The sequence below is a fragment of the Pseudomonas sp. NIBRBAC000502773 genome (assembly GCF_006517195.1).
Lineage (GTDB): Bacteria > Pseudomonadota > Gammaproteobacteria > Pseudomonadales > Pseudomonadaceae > Aquipseudomonas > Aquipseudomonas marginalis.
This window is the reverse complement of the sequence record NZ_CP041189.1, coordinates 2949562-2967933: the sequence shown is the minus strand read 5'-3', so window position 1 is coordinate 2967933 and position 18372 is coordinate 2949562. Positions and strand designations below refer to the sequence as shown.

Annotated in this window: 19 protein-coding genes; 11 read left to right on the top strand and 8 right to left on the bottom strand. The window is 61.8% G+C overall.

What is annotated here, in order from left to right:
- Positions 1 to 86: 86 nt before the first annotated feature.
- Positions 87 to 728 carry an HD domain-containing protein gene (locus NIBR502773_RS13815; RefSeq protein ID WP_141156256.1) on the bottom strand — a complete coding sequence of 214 codons (642 nt, stop codon included), beginning with the start codon at positions 726 to 728 and terminating at the stop codon, positions 87 to 89.
- Between the two features lie 202 nt (positions 729 to 930).
- Between NIBR502773_RS13815 and NIBR502773_RS13810 the strand changes: the two genes are divergently transcribed.
- Entirely contained in the window at positions 931 to 1896 is a 966-nt protein-coding gene (locus NIBR502773_RS13810) for a GlxA family transcriptional regulator (protein ID WP_141156255.1), read from the top strand.
- A gap of 33 nt (positions 1897 to 1929) precedes the next feature.
- On the opposite strand, the gene NIBR502773_RS13805 is transcribed toward NIBR502773_RS13810, so the two are convergent.
- Both NIBR502773_RS13805 and NIBR502773_RS13800 read right to left on the bottom strand, forming a co-directional pair.
- Positions 1930 to 4284 (bottom strand): penicillin acylase family protein, encoded by a 2355-nt coding sequence (locus NIBR502773_RS13805; protein WP_141156254.1) that lies wholly within the window; start codon positions 4282 to 4284, stop codon positions 1930 to 1932.
- A gap of 31 nt (positions 4285 to 4315) precedes the next feature.
- On the bottom strand, positions 4316 to 4891 hold the full coding sequence (locus NIBR502773_RS13800; RefSeq protein ID WP_065938071.1) for a DUF6436 domain-containing protein: 576 nt from the start codon (positions 4889 to 4891) through the stop codon (positions 4316 to 4318).
- Between the two features lie 99 nt (positions 4892 to 4990).
- Here NIBR502773_RS13800 and NIBR502773_RS13795 point away from each other — a divergent pair, with 99 nt between their 5' ends.
- Entirely contained in the window at positions 4991 to 5932 is a 942-nt protein-coding gene (locus NIBR502773_RS13795; protein ID WP_141156253.1) for an alpha/beta hydrolase, read from the top strand.
- A 42-nt stretch (positions 5933 to 5974) separates the two neighbouring features.
- On the opposite strand, the gene NIBR502773_RS13790 is transcribed toward NIBR502773_RS13795, so the two are convergent.
- Positions 5975 to 6727, bottom strand: coding sequence for a DUF2059 domain-containing protein (locus tag NIBR502773_RS13790; protein ID WP_027608412.1), 753 nt, complete (start codon positions 6725 to 6727; stop codon positions 5975 to 5977).
- A gap of 131 nt (positions 6728 to 6858) precedes the next feature.
- Here NIBR502773_RS13790 and NIBR502773_RS13785 point away from each other — a divergent pair, with 131 nt between their 5' ends.
- Both NIBR502773_RS13785 and NIBR502773_RS13780 read left to right on the top strand, forming a co-directional pair.
- A complete protein-coding gene (locus NIBR502773_RS13785; protein WP_065924356.1) occupies positions 6859 to 7491 on the top strand; it encodes a 2OG-Fe(II) oxygenase in 633 nt (210 codons plus the stop codon).
- Between the two features lie 2 nt (positions 7492 to 7493).
- Positions 7494 to 7976 carry a DUF523 domain-containing protein gene (locus tag NIBR502773_RS13780; protein ID WP_065924355.1) on the top strand — a complete coding sequence of 161 codons (483 nt, stop codon included), beginning with the start codon at positions 7494 to 7496 and terminating at the stop codon, positions 7974 to 7976.
- Here NIBR502773_RS13780 and NIBR502773_RS13775 read toward each other — a convergent pair.
- Positions 7927 to 8451 carry a transporter substrate-binding domain-containing protein gene (locus NIBR502773_RS13775; protein ID WP_141156252.1) on the bottom strand — a complete coding sequence of 175 codons (525 nt, stop codon included), beginning with the start codon at positions 8449 to 8451 and terminating at the stop codon, positions 7927 to 7929. The two genes, NIBR502773_RS13780 and NIBR502773_RS13775, sit on opposite strands and share 50 nt — an antisense overlap.
- A 134-nt stretch (positions 8452 to 8585) precedes the next feature.
- Here NIBR502773_RS13775 and NIBR502773_RS13770 point away from each other — a divergent pair, with 134 nt between their 5' ends.
- The gene (locus NIBR502773_RS13770) at positions 8586 to 9026 is read left to right on the top strand and encodes a DUF4399 domain-containing protein (RefSeq protein WP_141156251.1); all 441 of its coding nucleotides are present in this window, start codon (positions 8586 to 8588) and stop codon (positions 9024 to 9026) included.
- 59 nt (positions 9027 to 9085) lie between these two features.
- On the opposite strand, the gene serA is transcribed toward NIBR502773_RS13770, so the two are convergent.
- On the bottom strand, positions 9086 to 10315 hold the full coding sequence (gene serA, locus NIBR502773_RS13765) for a phosphoglycerate dehydrogenase (RefSeq protein WP_027608416.1): 1230 nt from the start codon (positions 10313 to 10315) through the stop codon (positions 9086 to 9088).
- Between the two features lie 205 nt (positions 10316 to 10520).
- Between serA and NIBR502773_RS13755 the strand changes: the two genes are divergently transcribed.
- The 4 genes from NIBR502773_RS13755 to NIBR502773_RS13740 all read left to right on the top strand — a co-directional run bounded on the left by NIBR502773_RS13755 (position 10521) and on the right by NIBR502773_RS13740 (position 14737).
- On the top strand, positions 10521 to 11915 hold the full coding sequence (locus NIBR502773_RS13755) for an FAD-binding oxidoreductase (RefSeq protein WP_092355745.1): 1395 nt from the start codon (positions 10521 to 10523) through the stop codon (positions 11913 to 11915).
- A gap of 23 nt (positions 11916 to 11938) precedes the next feature.
- The gene (locus NIBR502773_RS13750) at positions 11939 to 12604 is read left to right on the top strand and encodes a fumarylacetoacetate hydrolase family protein (protein ID WP_027608418.1); all 666 of its coding nucleotides are present in this window, start codon (positions 11939 to 11941) and stop codon (positions 12602 to 12604) included.
- Between the two features lie 170 nt (positions 12605 to 12774).
- On the top strand, positions 12775 to 13701 hold the full coding sequence (locus tag NIBR502773_RS13745; protein WP_065938078.1) for an SdiA-regulated domain-containing protein: 927 nt from the start codon (positions 12775 to 12777) through the stop codon (positions 13699 to 13701).
- Between the two features lie 121 nt (positions 13702 to 13822).
- Positions 13823 to 14737 (top strand): SdiA-regulated domain-containing protein, encoded by a 915-nt coding sequence (locus NIBR502773_RS13740; RefSeq protein WP_141156250.1) that lies wholly within the window; start codon positions 13823 to 13825, stop codon positions 14735 to 14737.
- Between the two features lie 18 nt (positions 14738 to 14755).
- On the opposite strand, the gene rpiA is transcribed toward NIBR502773_RS13740, so the two are convergent.
- Positions 14756 to 15427, bottom strand: a complete 672-nt coding sequence (gene rpiA / locus NIBR502773_RS13735; protein WP_027608421.1) for a ribose-5-phosphate isomerase RpiA — start codon at positions 15425 to 15427, stop codon at positions 14756 to 14758.
- Between the two features lie 136 nt (positions 15428 to 15563).
- Here rpiA and ilvA point away from each other — a divergent pair, with 136 nt between their 5' ends.
- Positions 15564 to 17078, top strand: a complete 1515-nt coding sequence (ilvA, locus tag NIBR502773_RS13730; RefSeq protein WP_141156249.1) for a threonine ammonia-lyase, biosynthetic — start codon at positions 15564 to 15566, stop codon at positions 17076 to 17078.
- A 41-nt stretch (positions 17079 to 17119) separates the two neighbouring features.
- The gene (locus NIBR502773_RS13725) at positions 17120 to 17536 is read left to right on the top strand and encodes a DUF2269 family protein (RefSeq protein ID WP_115485548.1); all 417 of its coding nucleotides are present in this window, start codon (positions 17120 to 17122) and stop codon (positions 17534 to 17536) included.
- 126 nt (positions 17537 to 17662) lie between these two features.
- On the opposite strand, the gene NIBR502773_RS13720 is transcribed toward NIBR502773_RS13725, so the two are convergent.
- A complete protein-coding gene (locus tag NIBR502773_RS13720) occupies positions 17663 to 18322 on the bottom strand; it encodes an HAD family phosphatase (protein ID WP_141156248.1) in 660 nt (219 codons plus the stop codon).
- Positions 18323 to 18372: the final 50 nt, after the last annotated feature.

Below are 18372 nucleotides of genomic sequence, written 5' to 3'. Positions count from 1 at the left end.
ATGGCGGTGGGTCAGTCAATAGATGCAGTGACTGACACTCAGCAATCGGGGGCAAGCCCCACAGTTTTGACCGCATTCCAGATTGGCTATGCAGCCCACGGCGACTTGCGAATCACCTCGACAAAATTCATCGGCTTGAACCCCGGTTCCTGATCCACCAGCACATCGGTCTTCACGTTGCCGAACGTGGTCTGCGGGCGATGGCGCAAGCCGTCGGCAAACGCGCAGATGATGCACTCCTTGAATCCTTCACCGCGTGGATGCGCATGCACCACGGCTTCGCGCTGCACGCTGCTGAACGCGGCGTAGTCCATGCCCAGCACGTCCATTTCCACACCGGCGGTCACCAATGCCACGGTCGGGCGCAGGTGCTGCGGCACGCCCGGCGTGGTGTGCAGGGCGATAGACAGCCACACCTGTTCGATATCGTCGTCGCTCAGCCCGTAAGGCTTGAGGAAGGCTGCGGCGGCGTTGGCGCCGTCCACTTCGAAGCGTTGGTCATCACTGCGATGGCCTGCCACCAGGCCCAGGTCATGGAACATGGCGCCGACGTAGAGCAGCTCCGGGTTGTAGGCCAGTTGCTTGCGTTCACCGCTCAATGCGCCGAACAGGAACACCCGGCGGGAATGGTGGTAGAGCAGGTCGGACTCAATGTCGCGGATGTAGTCGGTGGTGGCCCTGGCCAGGGCGCTGTCCGGGATCTTGATACCGGCGATGGTGGTGGTCATGGTGGTTCTCCTCTGGAAAGCCTCCAGTCTGGTCGCGTGTCCGCTAAGCGGCCATGGTCACGAGGGTGCGATCCCGGCCAATCTGCCGCGACATCGTGCCAAGGCAAAATCAGCTAGGGTGTAGCCGGCGATATCACTCTCCAAGCCTGGGAAAATCCCACAGGGTTTGCATTTTATTCAGCTGAAAAAGGTGTCTGTGAGCATGCACAAAACCGTCGCCATCCTGATCTTCCCCGGCGTCCAGTCACTGGATGTGAGCGGCCCCATGGATGTGTTTTGCGAAGCCAACCGCTTTCTGCCGCCCCAGGATCACTACCGGATAGAGGTCATCGGGCTGGGCAACGGCACCCTGGTTGCCTCCAACGGTTTGGCATTGCAGGCCCACCGGCATTACAGCGAAGCCCTGCAAGCCTATGACCTGCTGCTGGTTGCCGGCGGCCCGCAATTGCCCTTCGAAGATTTCGGCGCGCCGTTCGATGATTGGCTGCGTGGCGCAACCGCCCGGGCGCAGCGCTTTGGTTCGATCTGCAACGGCGCCTTCATGCTGGCGCGCGCCGGGTTGCTGGATGGAAAAACCGTCACGACCCATTGGAATGATGCGGCAGGCCTGGCGCGTTTGTGCCCGCGCGCGCAGGTCGAAGCCGACCGCCTCTACGTACAGGATGGCAATCTCTACACCTCGGCGGGCGTCACCGCAGGCATCGATCTGTCGCTGTACCTGCTGGCCCAGGACCACGGCCCGGAAGTGGCGTTGAGCGTGGCCAAGCGCCTGGTGGTGTTCACCCAGCGCTCGGGCGGGCAGTCGCAGTTCAGCCCGTTCCTCACGCCCCACGCCGAAACCACCTCGGCGGTGGCGTTGGTGCAGTTATACGTATTGGCGAACCTGACGGGCGACCTGACCATCGCCGACCTGGCCAAGGCCGCCAACATGAGCGCGCGCAACTTCTCCCGGGTGTTTGCCCGTGAGGCGCGGATTACGCCAGCGGAGTTTGTCGAACGGGCGCGGGTGGATGCCGCGCGGGTGATGCTCGAAAGCACGCATGCGCCGCTGAAAACCGTGGCCTATCAATGCGGGTTTCGCGATGCCCAGCACATGCGCAGCGTGTTCAACCGCCGGCTGGGTGTGACGCCGCAACAGTTCCGGCTCAATTTTGCGGCACCGGTCTAAGCCCCTTCCACAGGTTGACCGATTTCCAAGGGGCTATCGCGCCGGCAGCAGTTTCAGCGTGCCGCGGGTATTGGCCGTGACTTCCTCATCACTGAAATGCGCCTGCTCGTAACCCCCTTCGATATAGGTCTCGGCCTGGTCGCCATAGTGCTTGTCGAACGGCACGCCGCTTTGCCCCACCGGGTTGATGGTGAGGGCGTGGGCCACGTCGGCAAAGTCGATCAGGCGCCGGGTGGACGGGCCGTAGGTCACCGGCCAGGGCGCGGGGCCGATGACGGCCGACTGGTTGTTCGGCACTTCGTGGGTGCCGGGGGCCGGGAACGGGCCGACGTTGACAATCAGGTCCAAGGGTTTCTGAGAGCCCAGCGGATGGCCGTGGGTCAGGGTATGGGCCTTGCCCCACTGCCATTGCGTCGGGTCATCGCCGAAGGTGGCCTTGAGGTGCGCGAGGCTGTTGTCCCAGGCCCGTTTGACGGTGTCGGCGCGCTTGCCGTCCCACCAGGGCGAGGCCGGGTCGGCAGCCAGGCGGGGCAGGGCGGCGTCGATCACGCGGGTGGTGAGCAGGGTCTTGAACATCCCGTCACCCAGCTTCGGGTGGAAGGCCGCGTCGGCGAGGTTGAACAGGAACTGGTTGAACAGCGTGGCGCTGGTGGAATCCAGCGGGTAGTCACCCTTCCAGCTGGCGAGTTGTTCCACCAGCTTCAACTGCGCCGGGTCCGTGACCACTTCGCGCAGCACCGGCAACAGCGGCGCCAGCAGGCGCGGGCCGAAGGCGGTGGTGGTGCCCAGTTGCAGGGCCTGGCTGTTGGTCACATCCCACTTCACGCTCTTGTCGCTCAACTGCGCGTTCAACTGCTGGCCCCTGTCGGCGAGGTTGTAATAACCGGGGATTTGCATGCCGGTGGGCGACCCCGGCTGGGCATTGGCCGAGACCACATAGCCACGCGCCGGGTTTTCTTCCTGGGGGTTGGCGCTGAAGGGGTAGAAGCCCAGCTTGTCGGCCTCGGCGGTGCTGCCGTCGAGGATAAACCCAGGGTTGGCACCTGCCGGGCGAATCGGCAACTGGGCCGCCGCCCACCAGCCGATATCGCCCCTGGCATTGGCCCACACGATATTCAGCCCCGGTGCGGACACCTTTGACGCCGCCGTACGGGCCTTGGCCAACGTGTCGGCGCGGTTGAGCTGGTAGAAACCTTCGAGGATCGGGTTCTGGGTGTCGAGGAACGCCCACCACATGGCAATCGGCGTTTTGCCGCCGTTGTCGCCGAGCACGTCATTGACGATCGGGCCGTGGGGCGATTGGCGCAGGGTGAGGCTGACCGGTGCCTGGCCTTTGACGGCGATCTGTTGCTCGCTGCGGGTCATGTCGACCCACTGGCCGTGGTACCAGACCTGGTTGGGGTTGTCCGGGTTGACCTTCTCGGCGATCAGGTCGAGGTCGTCGTTCTGGAACATGGTCAGGCTCCAGCCGAAATCCAGGTTGTGCCCCAGGAACGCTACGGGTACCAGCGCGTTGTGATAGCCATACAGCTCGAAGCCCGGCGCCGACAGCTGCGCCTCGTACCACACCGACGGCACCGAGAAGCGAATATGCGGGTCACCCGCCAGCAGCGGTTTGCCGCTCTTGGTGCGACTGCCACTGATGGCCCAGGCGTTGCTGCCCTCGAACTGCGGCAAGCCGTTGTCGGCCAGGGCCTGCTCACTCAGCGCGGCGAGGGCGCCGAGGGTTTTCCAGTCACTGTCGGCGAGGTTGAGGGCGCCCTTGGGTTGCCAGTCGAGGTCGAAGACGTTCAGGTAGTCGCTGCCCAGTTGGTCGCGGACGTAAGTCAGCAAGGGCTCGGTACGAAACGCAGCGGCAAAGCTGTAGGCCATGTACCCGGCGACACTGATGGTGTCCTCGGCGGTAAACGCGCGCCTGGGGATGCCCAGCACGTCGAACTCCATCGGGCGGGCGTGGCTGTCCTGATACTGGTTGATCCCGTCCAGATAGGCTTGCAGGGCCTTCCAGTGCGCCGACTCATGGTCCTGCTGCGCCACGTAGGTGGCGGCGCGGTCGCGAATGCGCAGGCTGCGGAACAACTTGTCGGTCTCCAGCAGCTTCGGCCCGAGTACCTCGGCCAACTCGCCACGGGCCAGGCGGCGCATGATCTCCATCTGGAACAGGCGGTCCTGGGCATGCACGTAGCCCAGGGCGCGATACAGGTCGGTCTCGTTCTCGGCGCGAATATGCGGCACGCCACGGTCGTCGTAGCGCACGGTGACCGAGCCTTGCAGGTTGGCCAGTTCAGCCGTGCCCTGGCGGGTGGGTTGCTTGCTGTAGACGTACCAGCCCGCACCGAGGCCGATCAGTACCAGCAGAACCGCAAGAACCTGCAGGACGCGCTTCATGAACATTCCTTACCAAGAGTGGGGTGGCGGGCTACTCATCTTTCGACCACGAACAATAGCAGCCCACCGCCAGGGTGTGCGTGGCGTTCACGTCTCGGCCGGCTTCAAGGGCTTTCAGGATCGGCTCGATAAAACTGTTACTGGCGTTGCACGTCAGCCCTTCGCTGTAGGGCCCGAAATACGCGAGCTTGCCGGTGCGGTCCCAGATGCCCACGGCGGGGCTGGCCGGCACCTGGTCGGCGCCGGGCAGGGCGGTGAGGGTTTTCATCTTGCGCAGGTTATCGGGCAACTGGCCGTGGCTGCCGGCTTTTTGCAGGGCATAGAACTCGACGCCCTGGGGCGCGTATTGCTCGATCAACTCGCCCAGGTGCTGCTGGTTGCCGACGTTGCACGGGCACGCCGGATCCCAGAAATGCACCAGGCGGATCGGCCCGGGGCCGCTGAGTTCGGCGGGCAGGCGCAGAGGGTCGCCGGAGAATACCGCGGTGTGTTCGCTGAAGGCACGCAGGTAGCGGCCCTGGAACCAGTCATACGCTGTCCACAGCACGCCGGCGCAGATGATCAGGATCAGGCTGGCGAACAGGGCGTTACGGTAAGGCTGTCGCATTCGGATCTATCCTCGCAGGTCGCGTAGCTTGCCATGCTTGTCCGGACAGATGAATATCGCAGCTCGATATTCATCTTCGCCGCAAGTCTGGAACCCTTTATGCCTGTGACCTTTGACCCTGATCACCTTCGCGAAAGCCTGCGGCCCCTGGTGGATGCGCAACCGCTTTCAGCCGAAGCGCGGGTCTACCAGCGTTTCTATGGGCTGGACCTGAGTGCACGCAAAGTGCCGGCGGTGAGTCGGCTGGGGCGTTTCGAGGTGGCTGGGTTCGAGGTGGTCGCCCAGGTGTGGTGGCCGCCCGTGCCGGTGGCGACGATGTTTATGTTCCACGGCTTCTACGACCATATGGGCCTGTATCGCCACGTGGTGGACTGGGCCCTGGACCAGGGCTTTGTGGTGATCGCCTGCGATTTGCCGGGCCATGGCTTGTCCAGCGGCGCGCGCGCCAGCATCGAGGATTTTGCCGTGTACCAGGATGTGGTGCAGGCACTGTTCGGCCAGGCCCAAGCGCTGCAATTGCCGCAGCCCTGGCACTTGTTCGGGCAAAGCACCGGCGGCGCGGTGGTGGTGGATCACTTGCTCAACCATGGCGCTACCAGTCCGGCGCAAGGCAAGACCTTCCTGCTCTCACCGCTGGTGCGGCCGCGTGCGTGGGGATGGTCGCAGGTCAGCTATTACCTGTTGCGCCCGTTCGTCAAAGGCATCGCCCGGCGCTTCAGCGAGAACACTCACGACCCGGCGTTCAAGCCGTTCCTGGAGGCCGACCCGCTGCAACCCCGGCAACTGCCCACCGCCTGGGTAGGCGCCCTGGCGCGCTGGATCAAACGCATCGAAGCCGCGCCACGCAGCCCTCGGCGGCCGGTGATTGTGCAGGGTGAGGAAGACATGACGGTGGATTGGCAGCACAACTTGCAGGTGCTGCGGAGCAAGTTCGACCAGCCCGAGGTGTTGATGCTGCCGCGCGGCCGGCATCACTTGGCGAATGAGATTCCGCAGATTCGCGAAGAGTACTTCCGGTATTTGACGGACCATCTGAAATAACGCAGTCCACATATGGGAGGGGGCAAGCCCTCCCACATTTTATTACTGCGTCAGGCTTGAAGTGCTCTGGCCGACTGCCAGACCTGCGCGAATCGCCGCCAGCGCTGCCTGGTAATACGCCTTACCTTCCGGTGACTCCGCAAACGTCGCGAACTCCTCCAGCTCCGGGTCGGACAGATCCCGATAGACGTACAGCAGAGTGTTGTTCAGGTCATTGCCAATCTGTTGCATCAGCCGCTCACGCTGGCCATTCAACATGCCTTGGGCCTGGCCGCCACCCAGCAGGCCGGGGATCATCTGGCTCAAGCTGTCGGCGGCCACGCCGGCGATCGCCAGGCTGACCTCCGCCCCGGCTTCGCGGGCGGGCAGGGCCTGGGCCAGGTGGCCGATGATCAGGCTGCGGGTGGCGTCAGCCTCGATGTGCGGCAGGCCTTGGGCGTTTTTTGCCAACTGGTCGCGGCGCGTGGCCAGTAACTCGGCCGCAACGACCTTGCGGCCCAGAGGCGATTGGAAAAACGCCAGGGCCGGCGCAGGGTCCGCCAGGTGCTTGCGTAACTGGGCTTCGGCGCGCTGGTCCATGGCCTGGGCGGCAAAGCGCTTGTTGCTGTTGTCCACCAGCGCCTGGTACACCGCCGGCGGCAGGCTGTTACGGTAGCGTTGCTGGGCAGCACTGAGGGCGTCATTGAAATGCGCACGTTGTTCGGCCCAGCCGGCGACCTTGTACAACTGGTCATGGCCGTCTGCCCAGGCGGGCAAAACGCAGAACATCAGCAAGGAAAAAAACAAACGACGCATATGGACTCCTGTCAGTCGGCCACTATTGTCCGTGTCGGGCGTAGGATTTGTCGAGAAGTCCTATCAGTCAGCTGACTAAAGTGTATTCAGACGCTCGGCGGCTCTGTCGGATTCACAGGCGTATGGATACTATGCGCGCCATGCAAATACCCCTTGATCACCCCCTGCTGCAACGCATCGTCGATGACCTGGCCGAAAAAGGCTGGTCGCAGCAGAACGGCTTCCTGCCCCAGGCTCTGACCCTGGAACTGGCGGCTGAGTGCCGTAAACGTGCGGCCGAGGGTGAACTGGCCCCGGCGGCAGTGGGGCGCGGGCCGGCCCAGGAGATTCGCGAGGGTATTCGCGGCGACCATATCCAGTGGCTGGAGGAGGGCGACGCGGCGGTCTGCGACAGCTATATGGCGTTGATGGACACGCTGCGCCTGGCGATGAACCGTGGTTTGTTCCTCGGCCTTGAGGATTTCGAAAGCCACTTCGCGATGTATCCCCCCGGCGCGTTTTACCTCAGGCACCTGGACCGGTTCCGTGACGATGATCGGCGCATGGTCTCGGCGGTGATCTACTTGAACGACGCCTGGTTGCCCGAGCACGGTGGCCAGTTGCGCATGTACCTCAAGGACGGCGTCGAATACGACGTGGTGCCCAGCGGTGGATGCCTGGTGGTGTTCCTGTCGGGCGAGGTGCCCCACGAAGTCATGCCGGCTACGCGCGAGCGGTTGTCCCTCACCGGGTGGTTCCGTCGGCGCGGTAACGAGCCGTTCTAACCATGCAGAAGATTCTGATCAGCCGCTGCCTGCTTGGCCACAAGGTGCGCTACGACGGTGGGGCCAGCGGCCCGTTCGATCAACTGGCGGCGTGGCAGGCTGAAGGGCGCGTGGTTGCGATCTGCCCGGAAGTGTCGGGCGGTCTGCCGACGCCCAGGCCCTCCGCCGAGATTCCAGGTGGGCAGGGCATCGATGTCTGGGAAGGCCGCGCCCAGGTGCTGACGGCCGAGGGCGAAGACTTCAGCGCCGCCTTCCTCGACGGCGCTCGGCAAGCCTTGGCGTTGGTGCAGCGCCATCACATCCGCATCGCCATTCTCAAGGCCAATAGCCCGTCCTGCGGCAACCTGCTGACCTATGACGGCACTTTCACCGGTGTAAAGGTCAGTGGCGAGGGCGTAACGGCGGCGCTGCTCAAGCGCCATGGCGTGCAGGTGTTCAGTGAGCTGGAGTTGCCTGCGGCGGCACAGGCGTTGGCGCGCCTGTAGGGGCCTGGTCCTCTAACCACTTATGGGACAGTGCCTTTAATCGGCCATCGTCCTTCACCCGCTTCAGCGCCCCGTCCAGGCTGGTCTTGAAGGCCGGGTTGCCCTTCTGGAACGGGATCGCCAGCTCAGGCTTGTCGTGATAAGCCTCGCTGAAATCGAACTGATCCTTAAGCTCGGCAGTCATAGCGACATGGTTGATGGCTACATCGTATTTGCCGGTTGAGACCCCCGGCAGCATGTCGGCGTCGTCGGTGGTGATAAACGAAGGGCGCACGTCCATTTCCTTGGCCAGCAATTCACCCAGCTCGACTTCAAAGCCGGTGAGTTTGTCGCCTTCCTTGAAATTGTACGGTGGTGTGTTGGCTTCAAGGGCGATGCGGAGTTCGCCGCGATCGTTTACATCGTCGATCAGTTCGGCATGAGCCAGGGGGCTCAGCAGGGGCAGCAACAGTAACAGGCCAGGCGAAAAGCGCATGGTCACTCCTAAAGAATTCGAATGTGCGAGGCGCCGTTCAGCATCGCTTTGCTATGGTGGTGAGTGCCTTGGACAGCAATTTGTCGCGAAGTTGTCAGAACCCTACAGATTTCATGGAAAAACTGGAGAAGCGAATGAAAGCCCTATTGTCCCGCGCAACCATTGCCAGCCTGCTGCTGGGTGCCTCGATGTTGGCGAATGCCGCCGATGTTCCGCGTACCTCCGCGCCCAAGGGAGCTGAGGTGTATATCGTCTCGCCCAAGGATGGCGCGACCGTCGACAAAACCTTCACCGTCAAATTCGGCGTCAAGGGCCTGGACCTTGAGCCGATCGACAAGCAAGTACCTAACGCCGGCCACCATCATCTGCTGGTAGACCAGGATGTACAGTCGCTGAAGGCTGATGAGGCCATTCCAGCCACCGCCACGTCGATTCACTTCGGTAAGGCGCAGACTGAAACCGAACTGACCCTGGCTCCAGGCAAGCACACCCTGCAACTGGTCGCAGGTGACAATGTGCATCGCCAATTCGAGCCCACTGTCGCCTCGAAAGTGATCACGGTTAACGTCAAGTAAGATGTGTTCATGCAAAAAAAATGGGAGGCCCCTGCGGGTCTCCCATTTTTTTTGCAGCGTTAGAACAACACGCGGCTACGGATAGTGCCGTTGATGTGCTGCAACTTCTCTTGCGCCAGGTCCGAGTACTCGGCGTCGACGTCGATCACCACGTAGCCGACCTTCTCGTTGGTCTGCAGGAACTGACCGGAGATGTTGATGCCGTTTTCCGCGAAGACCTTGTTGATCTCCATCATCACGCCCGGGATGTTCTGGTGGATGTGCAGCAGACGGTGCTTGCCAGGGTGAGCCGGCAGGGCCACTTCCGGGAAGTTGACGGACGAGACCGAGGTACCGTTGTCGCTGTACTTGACCAGCTTCTCCGACACTTCCAGGCCGATGTTGGCCTGGGCTTCAGCGGTGGAGCCGCCGATGTGCGGGGTCAGGATCACGTTGTCCAGGCCACGCAGCGGGCTTTCGAAGATGTCGTCGTTGGAGCGAGGCTCCACCGGGAACACGTCGATTGCGGCGCCGATCAGGTGCTTGTCCTTGATCGCGTCGGCCAGGGCGTCCAGCTCGACCACGGTGCCCCGTGCAGCGTTGATCAGGATGCCGCCTTTCTTGATGGCGCGGATTTCCTTCTCGCCGATCATCCACTGGGTCTCGGCGGTTTCCGGAACGTGCAGGGTGACGATGTCGGACATGCCCAGCAGTTCGGTCAGGCTCGACACCTGGGTGGCGTTGCCCAATGGCAGCTTGGTCAGGGTGTCGTAGAAGAACACCTGCATGCCGAGGCCTTCGGCCAGTACCGACAGTTGCGTGCCGATCGAACCGTAACCGACGATACCCAGCTTCTTGCCTCGGATTTCGAAGGAGTTGGCCGCGCTCTTGATCCAGCCGCCACGGTGGCAGGAAGCGTTCTTCTCAGGGATACCGCGCAGCAGCAGGATGGCCTCGGCCAGCACCAGCTCCGCCACGGAACGGGTGTTGGAGTACGGGGCGTTGAACACTGCAATGCCGCGCTCGCGCGCGGCGTCGAGGTCGACCTGGTTGGTGCCGATGCAGAAACAGCCGACCGCCACGAGTTTCTTGGCGTGATCGAAGATCTCTTCGGTCAGCTGAGTACGGGAGCGAATGCCGATAAAGTGCGCGTCGGCGATCTTTTCCTTGAGCTGGGCTTCCGGCAGAGAACTGGTGATGTACTCAATGCTGGAGTACCCGGCGGCCTTCAGTACGTCGACGGCCGATGGGTGGACGCCTTCCAGAAGAAGGAACTTGATCTTGCTCTTATCGAGAGAAGTCTTGCTCATCTGCGTAAACCTGTATCCCGGAGAAAAATGGCAGGGAATCGGATCGCTTAAGCTGACCCGGACGGCAGGAAAGCCGTCACCGCAGAAACGCCCTTGGGCTCTGTCCTGCGGGGGCGGTATGCTAGCATACGCGCCCCGCTAAACACCTATTCCTGCGACGTGAAGCGTTCTCAGGATGACCATGAATTGTTCGAGAGTTCTGTCGATGACCCATCCTGCCCTGATTGATGAGCTAAAGACCCTGGTTGAGCCCGGCAAAGTGCTGACCGACGCCGACTCCCTGGAGGCTTACGGCAAGGATTGGACCAAGCACTTCGCGCCCGCGCCGACCGCCATCGTGTTCCCCAAGACCACCGAGCAGGTGCAGGCCATCGTCCGTTGGGCCAATGCGCACAAGGTGGCGCTGGTGCCATCCGGTGGTCGTACAGGCCTGTCGGCTGCTGCCGTGGCGGCCAATGGCGAAGTGGTCGTCTCGTTCGACTATATGAACCAGATCCTCGACGTGAACCTCACCGACCGCACCGCGGTGTGCCAGCCGGGCGTCGTCACCAAGCAATTGCAGAACGTCGCCGAAGAAAATGGCCTGTACTACCCGGTGGACTTCGCGTCGTCCGGTTCCAGCCAGATTGGCGGCAATATCGGCACCAATGCCGGCGGGATCAAGGTCATTCGCTACGGCATGACTCGCAACTGGGTGGCCGGCATGAAAGTCGTCACCGGCAAGGGCGATGTGCTGGAGCTGAACCGCGACCTGATCAAGAACGCCACCGGCTACGACATGCGCCAACTGTTTATCGGCGCCGAAGGCACCCTGGGCTTTGTGGTCGAAGCCACCATGCGCCTGGACCGTGCGCCAAAAAACCTCACCGCGATGGTGCTCGGCACCACCGATTTCGACTCGATCATGCCGGTGCTGCACGCCTTTCAGGGCAAGCTGGACCTGACCGCCTTCGAGTTCTTCTCTGACAAGGCCCTGGCCAAAGTCCTCGGCCGTGGTGATGTGCCGGCGCCGTTCGAAACCGAGTGCCCGTTCTACGCGCTGCTGGAATTCGAAGCCACCACCGAAGAAGTCGCCAACCACGCGCTGGAAACCTTCGAGCACTGCGTCGAGCAGGGTTGGGTGCTGGACGGCGTGATGAGCCAGAGCGAAACCCAGTTGCACAACCTGTGGAAACTGCGCGAGTACATCTCCGAGACCATTTCCCACTGGACGCCGTACAAGAACGACATATCGGTCACCGTCTCCAAAGTACCAGGGTTCTTGAAGGAAATTGATGCGATCGTCGGCGAACACTACCCGGACTTCGAAATCGTCTGGTTCGGCCATATCGGCGACGGCAACCTGCACCTGAACATCCTCAAGCCGGAAAACCTGAGCAAGGATGAGTTCTTCGCCAAGTGCGCCACGGTGAACAAGTGGGTGTTCGAAACCGTTCAGAAGTACAACGGTTCGATCTCCGCCGAACACGGCGTGGGCATGACCAAGCGTGATTACCTGACCTACAGCCGTTCGCCGGTTGAGATCGAATATATGAAAGCAGTGAAGGCGGTGTTCGACCCGAACGGGATCATGAACCCTGGCAAGATCTTCGCTGTTTAACCGCCCCCCGAAGGAGTCGTTTCATGAGCTACCAGCACAAATATGTCGACGGCACCAACATCCACTTTCCTGTCGGTAAAGTGGTGTGTATTGGGCGTAACTACGCCGAACATGCCAAGGAACTGGATAACCCGGTGCCGACCGAGCCGTTGCTGTTTATCAAGCCGGGCAGTTGCGTCGTCCCGCTGGAAGGCGGTTTCAGCATTCCGACCGAGCGCGGTTCGGTGCACTACGAGGCGGAAATCGCGGTGCTGATCGGCAAGCCGCTGTCGAACAAGCCTAGCCGTGAAGAAGTGCTGGACGCCATCTCCGGCTTCGCCCCGGCCCTGGATCTGACCCTGCGCGACAAGCAATCCGAGCTGAAGGCCAAGGGCCTGCCGTGGGAAATCGCCAAGTCCTTCGACGGCGCGGCGGTGATTGCGCCGTTCGTGGTCGGCAGCACCTTCGCGGACGTGACCGATATTGGCATTCGCCTGACCATCAATGGCGAAGTGCGCCAGGACGGCAACAGCGCGAGCATGCTCAACCCGATCGTGCCGATGATCCAGTACATGGCCGGCTGCTTCTCGCTGCAGGCTGGCGATGTGATCCTCACCGGCACCCCAGCCGGCGTGGGCCCGTTGAATGTGGGTGATGACCTGGTGTTGGAATTGACCGGCGTGAATCGTTTCGAAAGCAGCGTTCGATAAGCACCTGATGTGTGAGGGGGCTTGCCCCCTTCCACATTGGGTCCGAGTCCATCTCGTGCATCGGCTTTTGCATTTTTTTCACACCCCATCCGGATAATCCTCAGCCTCCTGCGCGCGGGTCCATTGATCCTGTGCTATCACCTACCGCTGACTTTCCGGAAAAGCACCCCATGGCCGTGTCCCTGCCTTCCGCCACACCCAAGCCGCGCTCTCGCTTTGCCTTGCGCTGGTATTCCTGGCTATTTCTGGCGGGTGCCATCGTGTATGGCATTTCCTGGGCCATGCATTGGGACGATCGCGGCGTGCTGTGGCTGTTGGAGGGCTTTGAAACGCCCGCCGAACGCAGCGAAAGTGTGTGGTTGCCTGACTATCACGTTGTCATCGACGCCAAGGTTTTGCCGGGCATGGAGAAAGACGAAGCCTCGGACGTCTCCTATAACCCGCAGACCAAAACCCTGTTTTCCGTCATGGGTAAAAACCCGTTCCTGGTCGAGCTGAGCCTGCAAGGCGACGTATTGCGCAAGATGCCGCTCAATGGCTGGGACAACCCGGAAGGCGTGACCGTGATGGAAAATGGCCTGATGGCCGTGGTCGACGAACGCCAGCACAACCTGACCATCGTCAAGATCGACGCTGCCACCCAGCAATTGAACAAGGCCGACTTCCCGAGCTATGACCTGGGCCCGTCCAAGGACCAGAACAAAGCGTTCGAGGGGCTTACCTGGGACAAGCGCAATCAGCAATTTGTGCTGGGTGAAGAGCGGCCACCGGCGTTGTTCACCTGGAAAAGCGACGGCAGCCAGACCCTGGTCGGCGATAAACAGAAACTGGCCAGCAAAGAGCTGGACATGCGCAACCTTTCGGCCCTGGCCATCGACCCGCGCACCGGCCATCTGCTGGTGTTATCGGCCGACTCCCACTTGTTGCTGGAGTTGGATGAGAAGGGTGAACAAGTCAGCTTCATGACCCTGCTTGGTGGCTTCAACGGCCTCAAGAACACCATCCCCCGCGCAGAAGGGGTCACCATGGATGAGGATGGCACGCTCTATATGGTCAGTGAGCCAAACCTGTTCTATCGTTTCGAAAAGCAGAAATAACAGACGAATCACGTCGGATATTTCTCTATTAGCGGCATTCGCCAGACACCAGGGTGCGTTTAAGTTTAAATTCAGACAGGCGTGATATTCATTCGCCACTTTTGACTTTGAGCACCGCCTGATGCGTAGATTTGCCCGCCCCAAACCCATTCTCTTGATGCTCGCGTTGATCGCCCTGGTCAGCGCCGGGGCTGTTGCGCAGCACTTTCGCCTGTTCGAGCGCGCCTGGTTCAACTGGCAGGCCTGGCGCCAGCCGGCGGACGAGCGCTCCATCGGCCTGGCGGATTACCAAGTGACCCTTGAGGCCCAGGTTATCGAAGGGCTCGACGACGATGTCTCGGCCCTCACCTACGACCCGGTACGCAAGAGCCTGTTTACCGTCACCAATAAAAATGCCGAGCTGATCGAGCTGTCCCTTGAGGGCAAGATCCTGCGACGCATCCCGTTGGTGGGGTTTGGTGATGCCGAGGCGGTGGAATTTATCAGCGACAACATCTATGTCATAACCGACGAGCGCCAGCAGCGGCTGATCAAGGTGCATGTGGACGACGATACCCAATTCCTCGACGCCGCCGATGCGGAACAGATGACCCTGGGCCTGCATGTCGGGGGCAACAAGGGGTTTGAGGGGTTGGCCTATGACTCGGTGGGCAAGCGCCTGTTCGTGGCCAAGGAGCGCGACCCGATGCTGATCTACGAGGTCCACGGTTTTCCCCATTTCAAACCGGAAAAAACCTACTCGGTGCACGTGATCAACAACCCCAAGCGCGATGCCGGGTTGTTTGTGCGCGACCTGTCGAGCCTGCAATACGACGAGCGCAGCGGTCATCTGCTGGCGCTGTCGGATGAGTCGTTCCTGGTGCTGGAGCTGGATATCGACGGTCGCCCATTGAGCAGCCTATCTCTGCTCAATGGGCGCCATGGCCTGAAAAAACGGGTGCCCCAGGCCGAAGGAATCGCCATGGATGACGAGGGTACGTTGTACCTGGTCAGCGAGCCGAACCTGTTCTACGTGTTCAAGAAACCCAATCCCTGAGACACATTTGGTTTTGCATCAGGCTTTAAGGGTTTTCACGCCTTCGGAAGTGCCCAGCAGCAGCACATCCGCCGGACGCGCCGCGAACAGGCCGTTGGTGACCACGCCGACGATGGCGTTGATCTGGGTCTCAAGCTCCACCGGGTTGGTTATCTGCATATTGAACACGTCGAGGATGATGTTGCCGTTGTCGGTCAACACGCCTTCGCGGTACACCGGATCGCCACCCAGCTTCACCAGCTCGCGAGCCACGTGGCTGCGGGCCATCGGGATGACTTCCACCGGCAGCGGGAACGCGCCGAGCACCGGTACCAGCTTGCTGGCGTCGGCGATGCAGATAAAGGTCTTGGCCACCGCCGCGACGATTTTCTCGCGGGTCAGGGCTGCACCGCCGCCCTTGATCAGGTTCAGGTGTTCGTCGCTTTCATCGGCGCCGTCGACGTAGAACTCCAGGTCGCTCACGGTGTTGAGCTCGTACACCGGAATGCCATGGCCCTTGAGGCGCGCGGCGGTGGCTTCGGAGCTGGCCACGGCGCCGTCGAACGCGCCTTTGTGCCGGGCCAGCGCATCGATAAAGCAGTTGGCGGTGGAGCCGGTGCCGACACCGACGATGCTCTTGTCGTCGAGTTTGGGAAGGATTAAATCGACGGCGGCCTGGGCCACTGCCTGTTTGAGTTGATCCTGGGTCATGCGGGCTCCGGAACGGGCGGGGAGTAAAGAGGGGCGCGAGTATAACCCAACAAAACCTCCGGATTCGTGTGGTCGCCCGGCCAAACGCTGGGTTAGACTCCTTGGCCCTGCCCAACCCGCCCAGTGATTTCCGCCGATGCTTGAACAGTACGTCAAAAAGATCCTCACCTCGCGCGTCTATGACGTTGCCGTAGAAACCCCGTTGCAGACCGCCCGCCAGCTCTCCGAGCGGTTGGGCAACAAGGTCTGGCTCAAGCGTGAAGACCTGCAGCCGGTGTTCTCGTTCAAGATTCGCGGCGCGTACAACAAGCTGACTCAATTGACGGCTGAAGAGCGTGCGCGCGGCGTGGTCACGGCCTCGGCGGGCAACCATGCCCAGGGCCTGGCCCTGGCGGCCAAAGTGCTGGGGGTCAAGGCCACGATCGTGATGCCCAAGACCACTCCGGATATCAAGGTCGAAGGTGTGCGCTCCCGTGGCGGCAAAGTGGTGCTGCACGGCGATTCCTTCCCGGAAGCCCTGGCCTACTCGCTGAAACTGGTCGACGAAAAAGGCTACGTCTACATTCACCCCTACGACGATCCGCACACCATTGCCGGGCAGGGCACCGTGGCGATGGAGATCCTGCGCCAGCACCCGGGGCCCCTGGACGCGATTTTCGTACCTGTGGGCGGCGGCGGGCTGATCGCGGGCATTGCGGCGTACGTGAAATACCTGCGCCCGGAGATCAGGATCATCGGCGTCGAACCGGACGACTCCAACTGCCTGCAAGCTGCCATGGCTGCCGGCGAGCGTGTGGTGCTGCCCACCGTGGGCATTTTTGCCGATGGCGTGGCGGTGGCGCAGATCGGCCAGCACACCTTCGACATCTGCAAACACTATGTGGATGAAGTGATCACCGTCAGCACCGATGAAATCTGTGCGGCGATCAAGGACATCTACGACGACACCCGCTCCATCACCGAGCCGGCCGGCGCGCTGGGTGTGGCGGGGATCAAGAAATACGTGGAGACCCGTGGCATCAGCGGGCAAACCCTGGTGGCCATCGACTCCGGCGCCAACGTCAACTTCGACCGCCTGCGCCATGTGGCCGAGCGCGCCGAGCTGGGTGAAGGCCGCGAAGCCATCATCGCCGTGACCATCCCCGAGAAGCCGGGCAGCTTCAAGGCGTTCTGCGAGGCGGTGGGCAAGCGCCAGATCACCGAATTCAACTACCGCTACCACTCCGGCAGCGAAGCGCACATCTTTGTCGGCGTGCAGACCCACCCGGAAAACGACCCGCGCAGTGCGCTGATCGCCAGCCTCACCGGCCAGGGTTTCCCGGTGCTGGACCTGACCGAGAACGAACTGGCCAAGTTGCACATCCGCCATATGGTCGGCGGGCATGCGGCCAAGGTCAGTGATGAAGTGGTGTTCCGTTTCGAATTTCCGGAACGTCCGGGGGCGCTGTTCAACTTTCTTAACAAATTGGGCGGGCGCTGGAACATCTCGATGTTCCACTATCGCAACCACGGTGCCGCTGACGGCCGTGTGGTTGCTGGCCTGCAAGTGCCGGCGAGCGAGCGTCACCTGGTCCCGGCAGCCCTAGAGGCTATTGGCTACCCGTATTGGGATGAAAGCGATAACCCGGCCTACAAACTGTTTCTCGGTTGAGCGACTACGCTGATTGGGGCGGCCTTTAAGGAAAACGACATATGGAAACCCTGACCACCCTCAAAGTTATCCACATCGCCGCCACGGTGTTGCTGCTGCTCAGCGGCCTCGGCCTGGCGCTGCTGGCCTGGCGCAAGCGCAGCGCCGGCCCGGCCGTGACCGTGCAGCGCCCGTGGGCGTTCGTGTGGTTGCTGATGGGCGTTTGCATGGTCAGCATGCCGTTTACCGGCTGGTGGCTGGTGCACCTGGTCGGCTGGCCGCTGGGGCAGACCTGGATCCTCGGTTCCAGCATCCTCTATACCGTGGCCGCGCTGGCCTGGTTCTGGCTGGTGGCACGGCTTAACCGGCTGCGCAAAGGCGAGGGCGGCAGCCTGAATTTCACCCTGGTGCTGGCGGTGGTGAGCCTGGTGGGGTTTGTGGCGATTGCCGGGCTCATGGGCGCCAAGCCGTTGTGGTGAGCGGGCTTGCCCCGCGCTGGGCTGCGAAGCAGCCCCGACAAGGGCCCGTATTTTTCCTGATGAGACCGGTTGGCAGGTTTTGGGGCTGCTTCGCAGCCCAGCGCGGGGCAAGCCCGCTCACCACGGTTACTCGCTGCGCAGGGTAATCACCGGCCAACCCCGCTTCTCGGCTTCAGCGCGCAGATTCGGATCCGGATCCACCGCCACCGGATGCGTCACCTGCTCCAACAGCGGCAGGTCATTCATCGAGTCGCTGTAGAAGTAACTGTCTTCCAGGCTGTGCCCGGTTTCTTCCAACCACCGATTCAAGCGCGTCACCTTGCCTTCACGGAAGCACGGCACATCAGTGCTGCGCCCGGTGTAGCGGCCATTTTCCATCTCGCACTCGGTGGCGATCAGCGTATCGACGCCCAGGCGTGCGGCAATTGGCGCGGTGACGAAACGGTTGGTGGCGGTGATGATCACCAGCTTGTCGCCAGCGGCGCGGTGCTTGGCCAGCAGTTCAGCAGCCAGGGGCAGCATGATCGGCTCGATGCAGTCGCGCATATAGTCGTTATGCCATTCGTCCAACTGGGCCATCTCGGTGCGGCCGAGGATTTCCAGGCAGAAGTTCAGGTAGGCGGCGTTGTCCAGCTTGCCGGCCAGGTAGTCCTGGTAGAACTCGTCGTTGCGGGCTTTGTAGGCGACCGCGTCGAGAATCCCCCGCTCGCAGAGGTAATCGCCCCAAGCGTGGTCGCTGTCACCGCCGAGAAGGGTGTTGTCCAAGTCGAATAAAGCCAGGCGCATTGCAGTTACTCGCTGAAAAGTCTGTAAAAAGGCGTCCAGAATACGGTCTT

What these genes read in the sequence shown, in the direction of transcription:
- NIBR502773_RS13815 (WP_141156256.1), bottom strand. Translation starts at nt 728, where the DNA reads ATGACCACCACCATCGCCGGTATCAAGATCCCGGACAGCGCCCTGGCC.
- NIBR502773_RS13810 (WP_141156255.1), top strand. Translation starts at nt 931, where the DNA reads ATGCACAAAACCGTCGCCATCCTGATCTTCCCCGGCGTCCAGTCACTG.
- NIBR502773_RS13805 (WP_141156254.1), bottom strand. Translation starts at nt 4,284, where the DNA reads ATGAAGCGCGTCCTGCAGGTTCTTGCGGTTCTGCTGGTACTGATCGGC.
- NIBR502773_RS13800 (WP_065938071.1), bottom strand. Translation starts at nt 4,891, where the DNA reads ATGCGACAGCCTTACCGTAACGCCCTGTTCGCCAGCCTGATCCTGATC.
- NIBR502773_RS13795 (WP_141156253.1), top strand. Translation starts at nt 4,991, where the DNA reads ATGCCTGTGACCTTTGACCCTGATCACCTTCGCGAAAGCCTGCGGCCC.
- NIBR502773_RS13790 (WP_027608412.1), bottom strand. Translation starts at nt 6,727, where the DNA reads ATGCGTCGTTTGTTTTTTTCCTTGCTGATGTTCTGCGTTTTGCCCGCC.
- NIBR502773_RS13785 (WP_065924356.1), top strand. Translation starts at nt 6,859, where the DNA reads ATGCGCGCCATGCAAATACCCCTTGATCACCCCCTGCTGCAACGCATC.
- NIBR502773_RS13780 (WP_065924355.1), top strand. Translation starts at nt 7,494, where the DNA reads ATGCAGAAGATTCTGATCAGCCGCTGCCTGCTTGGCCACAAGGTGCGC.
- NIBR502773_RS13775 (WP_141156252.1), bottom strand. Translation starts at nt 8,451, where the DNA reads ATGCGCTTTTCGCCTGGCCTGTTACTGTTGCTGCCCCTGCTGAGCCCC.
- NIBR502773_RS13770 (WP_141156251.1), top strand. Translation starts at nt 8,586, where the DNA reads ATGAAAGCCCTATTGTCCCGCGCAACCATTGCCAGCCTGCTGCTGGGT.
- serA (WP_027608416.1), bottom strand. Translation starts at nt 10,315, where the DNA reads ATGAGCAAGACTTCTCTCGATAAGAGCAAGATCAAGTTCCTTCTTCTG.
- NIBR502773_RS13755 (WP_092355745.1), top strand. Translation starts at nt 10,521, where the DNA reads ATGACCCATCCTGCCCTGATTGATGAGCTAAAGACCCTGGTTGAGCCC.
- NIBR502773_RS13750 (WP_027608418.1), top strand. Translation starts at nt 11,939, where the DNA reads ATGAGCTACCAGCACAAATATGTCGACGGCACCAACATCCACTTTCCT.
- NIBR502773_RS13745 (WP_065938078.1), top strand. Translation starts at nt 12,775, where the DNA reads ATGGCCGTGTCCCTGCCTTCCGCCACACCCAAGCCGCGCTCTCGCTTT.
- NIBR502773_RS13740 (WP_141156250.1), top strand. Translation starts at nt 13,823, where the DNA reads ATGCGTAGATTTGCCCGCCCCAAACCCATTCTCTTGATGCTCGCGTTG.
- rpiA (WP_027608421.1), bottom strand. Translation starts at nt 15,427, where the DNA reads ATGACCCAGGATCAACTCAAACAGGCAGTGGCCCAGGCCGCCGTCGAT.
- ilvA (WP_141156249.1), top strand. Translation starts at nt 15,564, where the DNA reads ATGCTTGAACAGTACGTCAAAAAGATCCTCACCTCGCGCGTCTATGAC.
- NIBR502773_RS13725 (WP_115485548.1), top strand. Translation starts at nt 17,120, where the DNA reads ATGGAAACCCTGACCACCCTCAAAGTTATCCACATCGCCGCCACGGTG.
- NIBR502773_RS13720 (WP_141156248.1), bottom strand. Translation starts at nt 18,322, where the DNA reads ATGCGCCTGGCTTTATTCGACTTGGACAACACCCTTCTCGGCGGTGAC.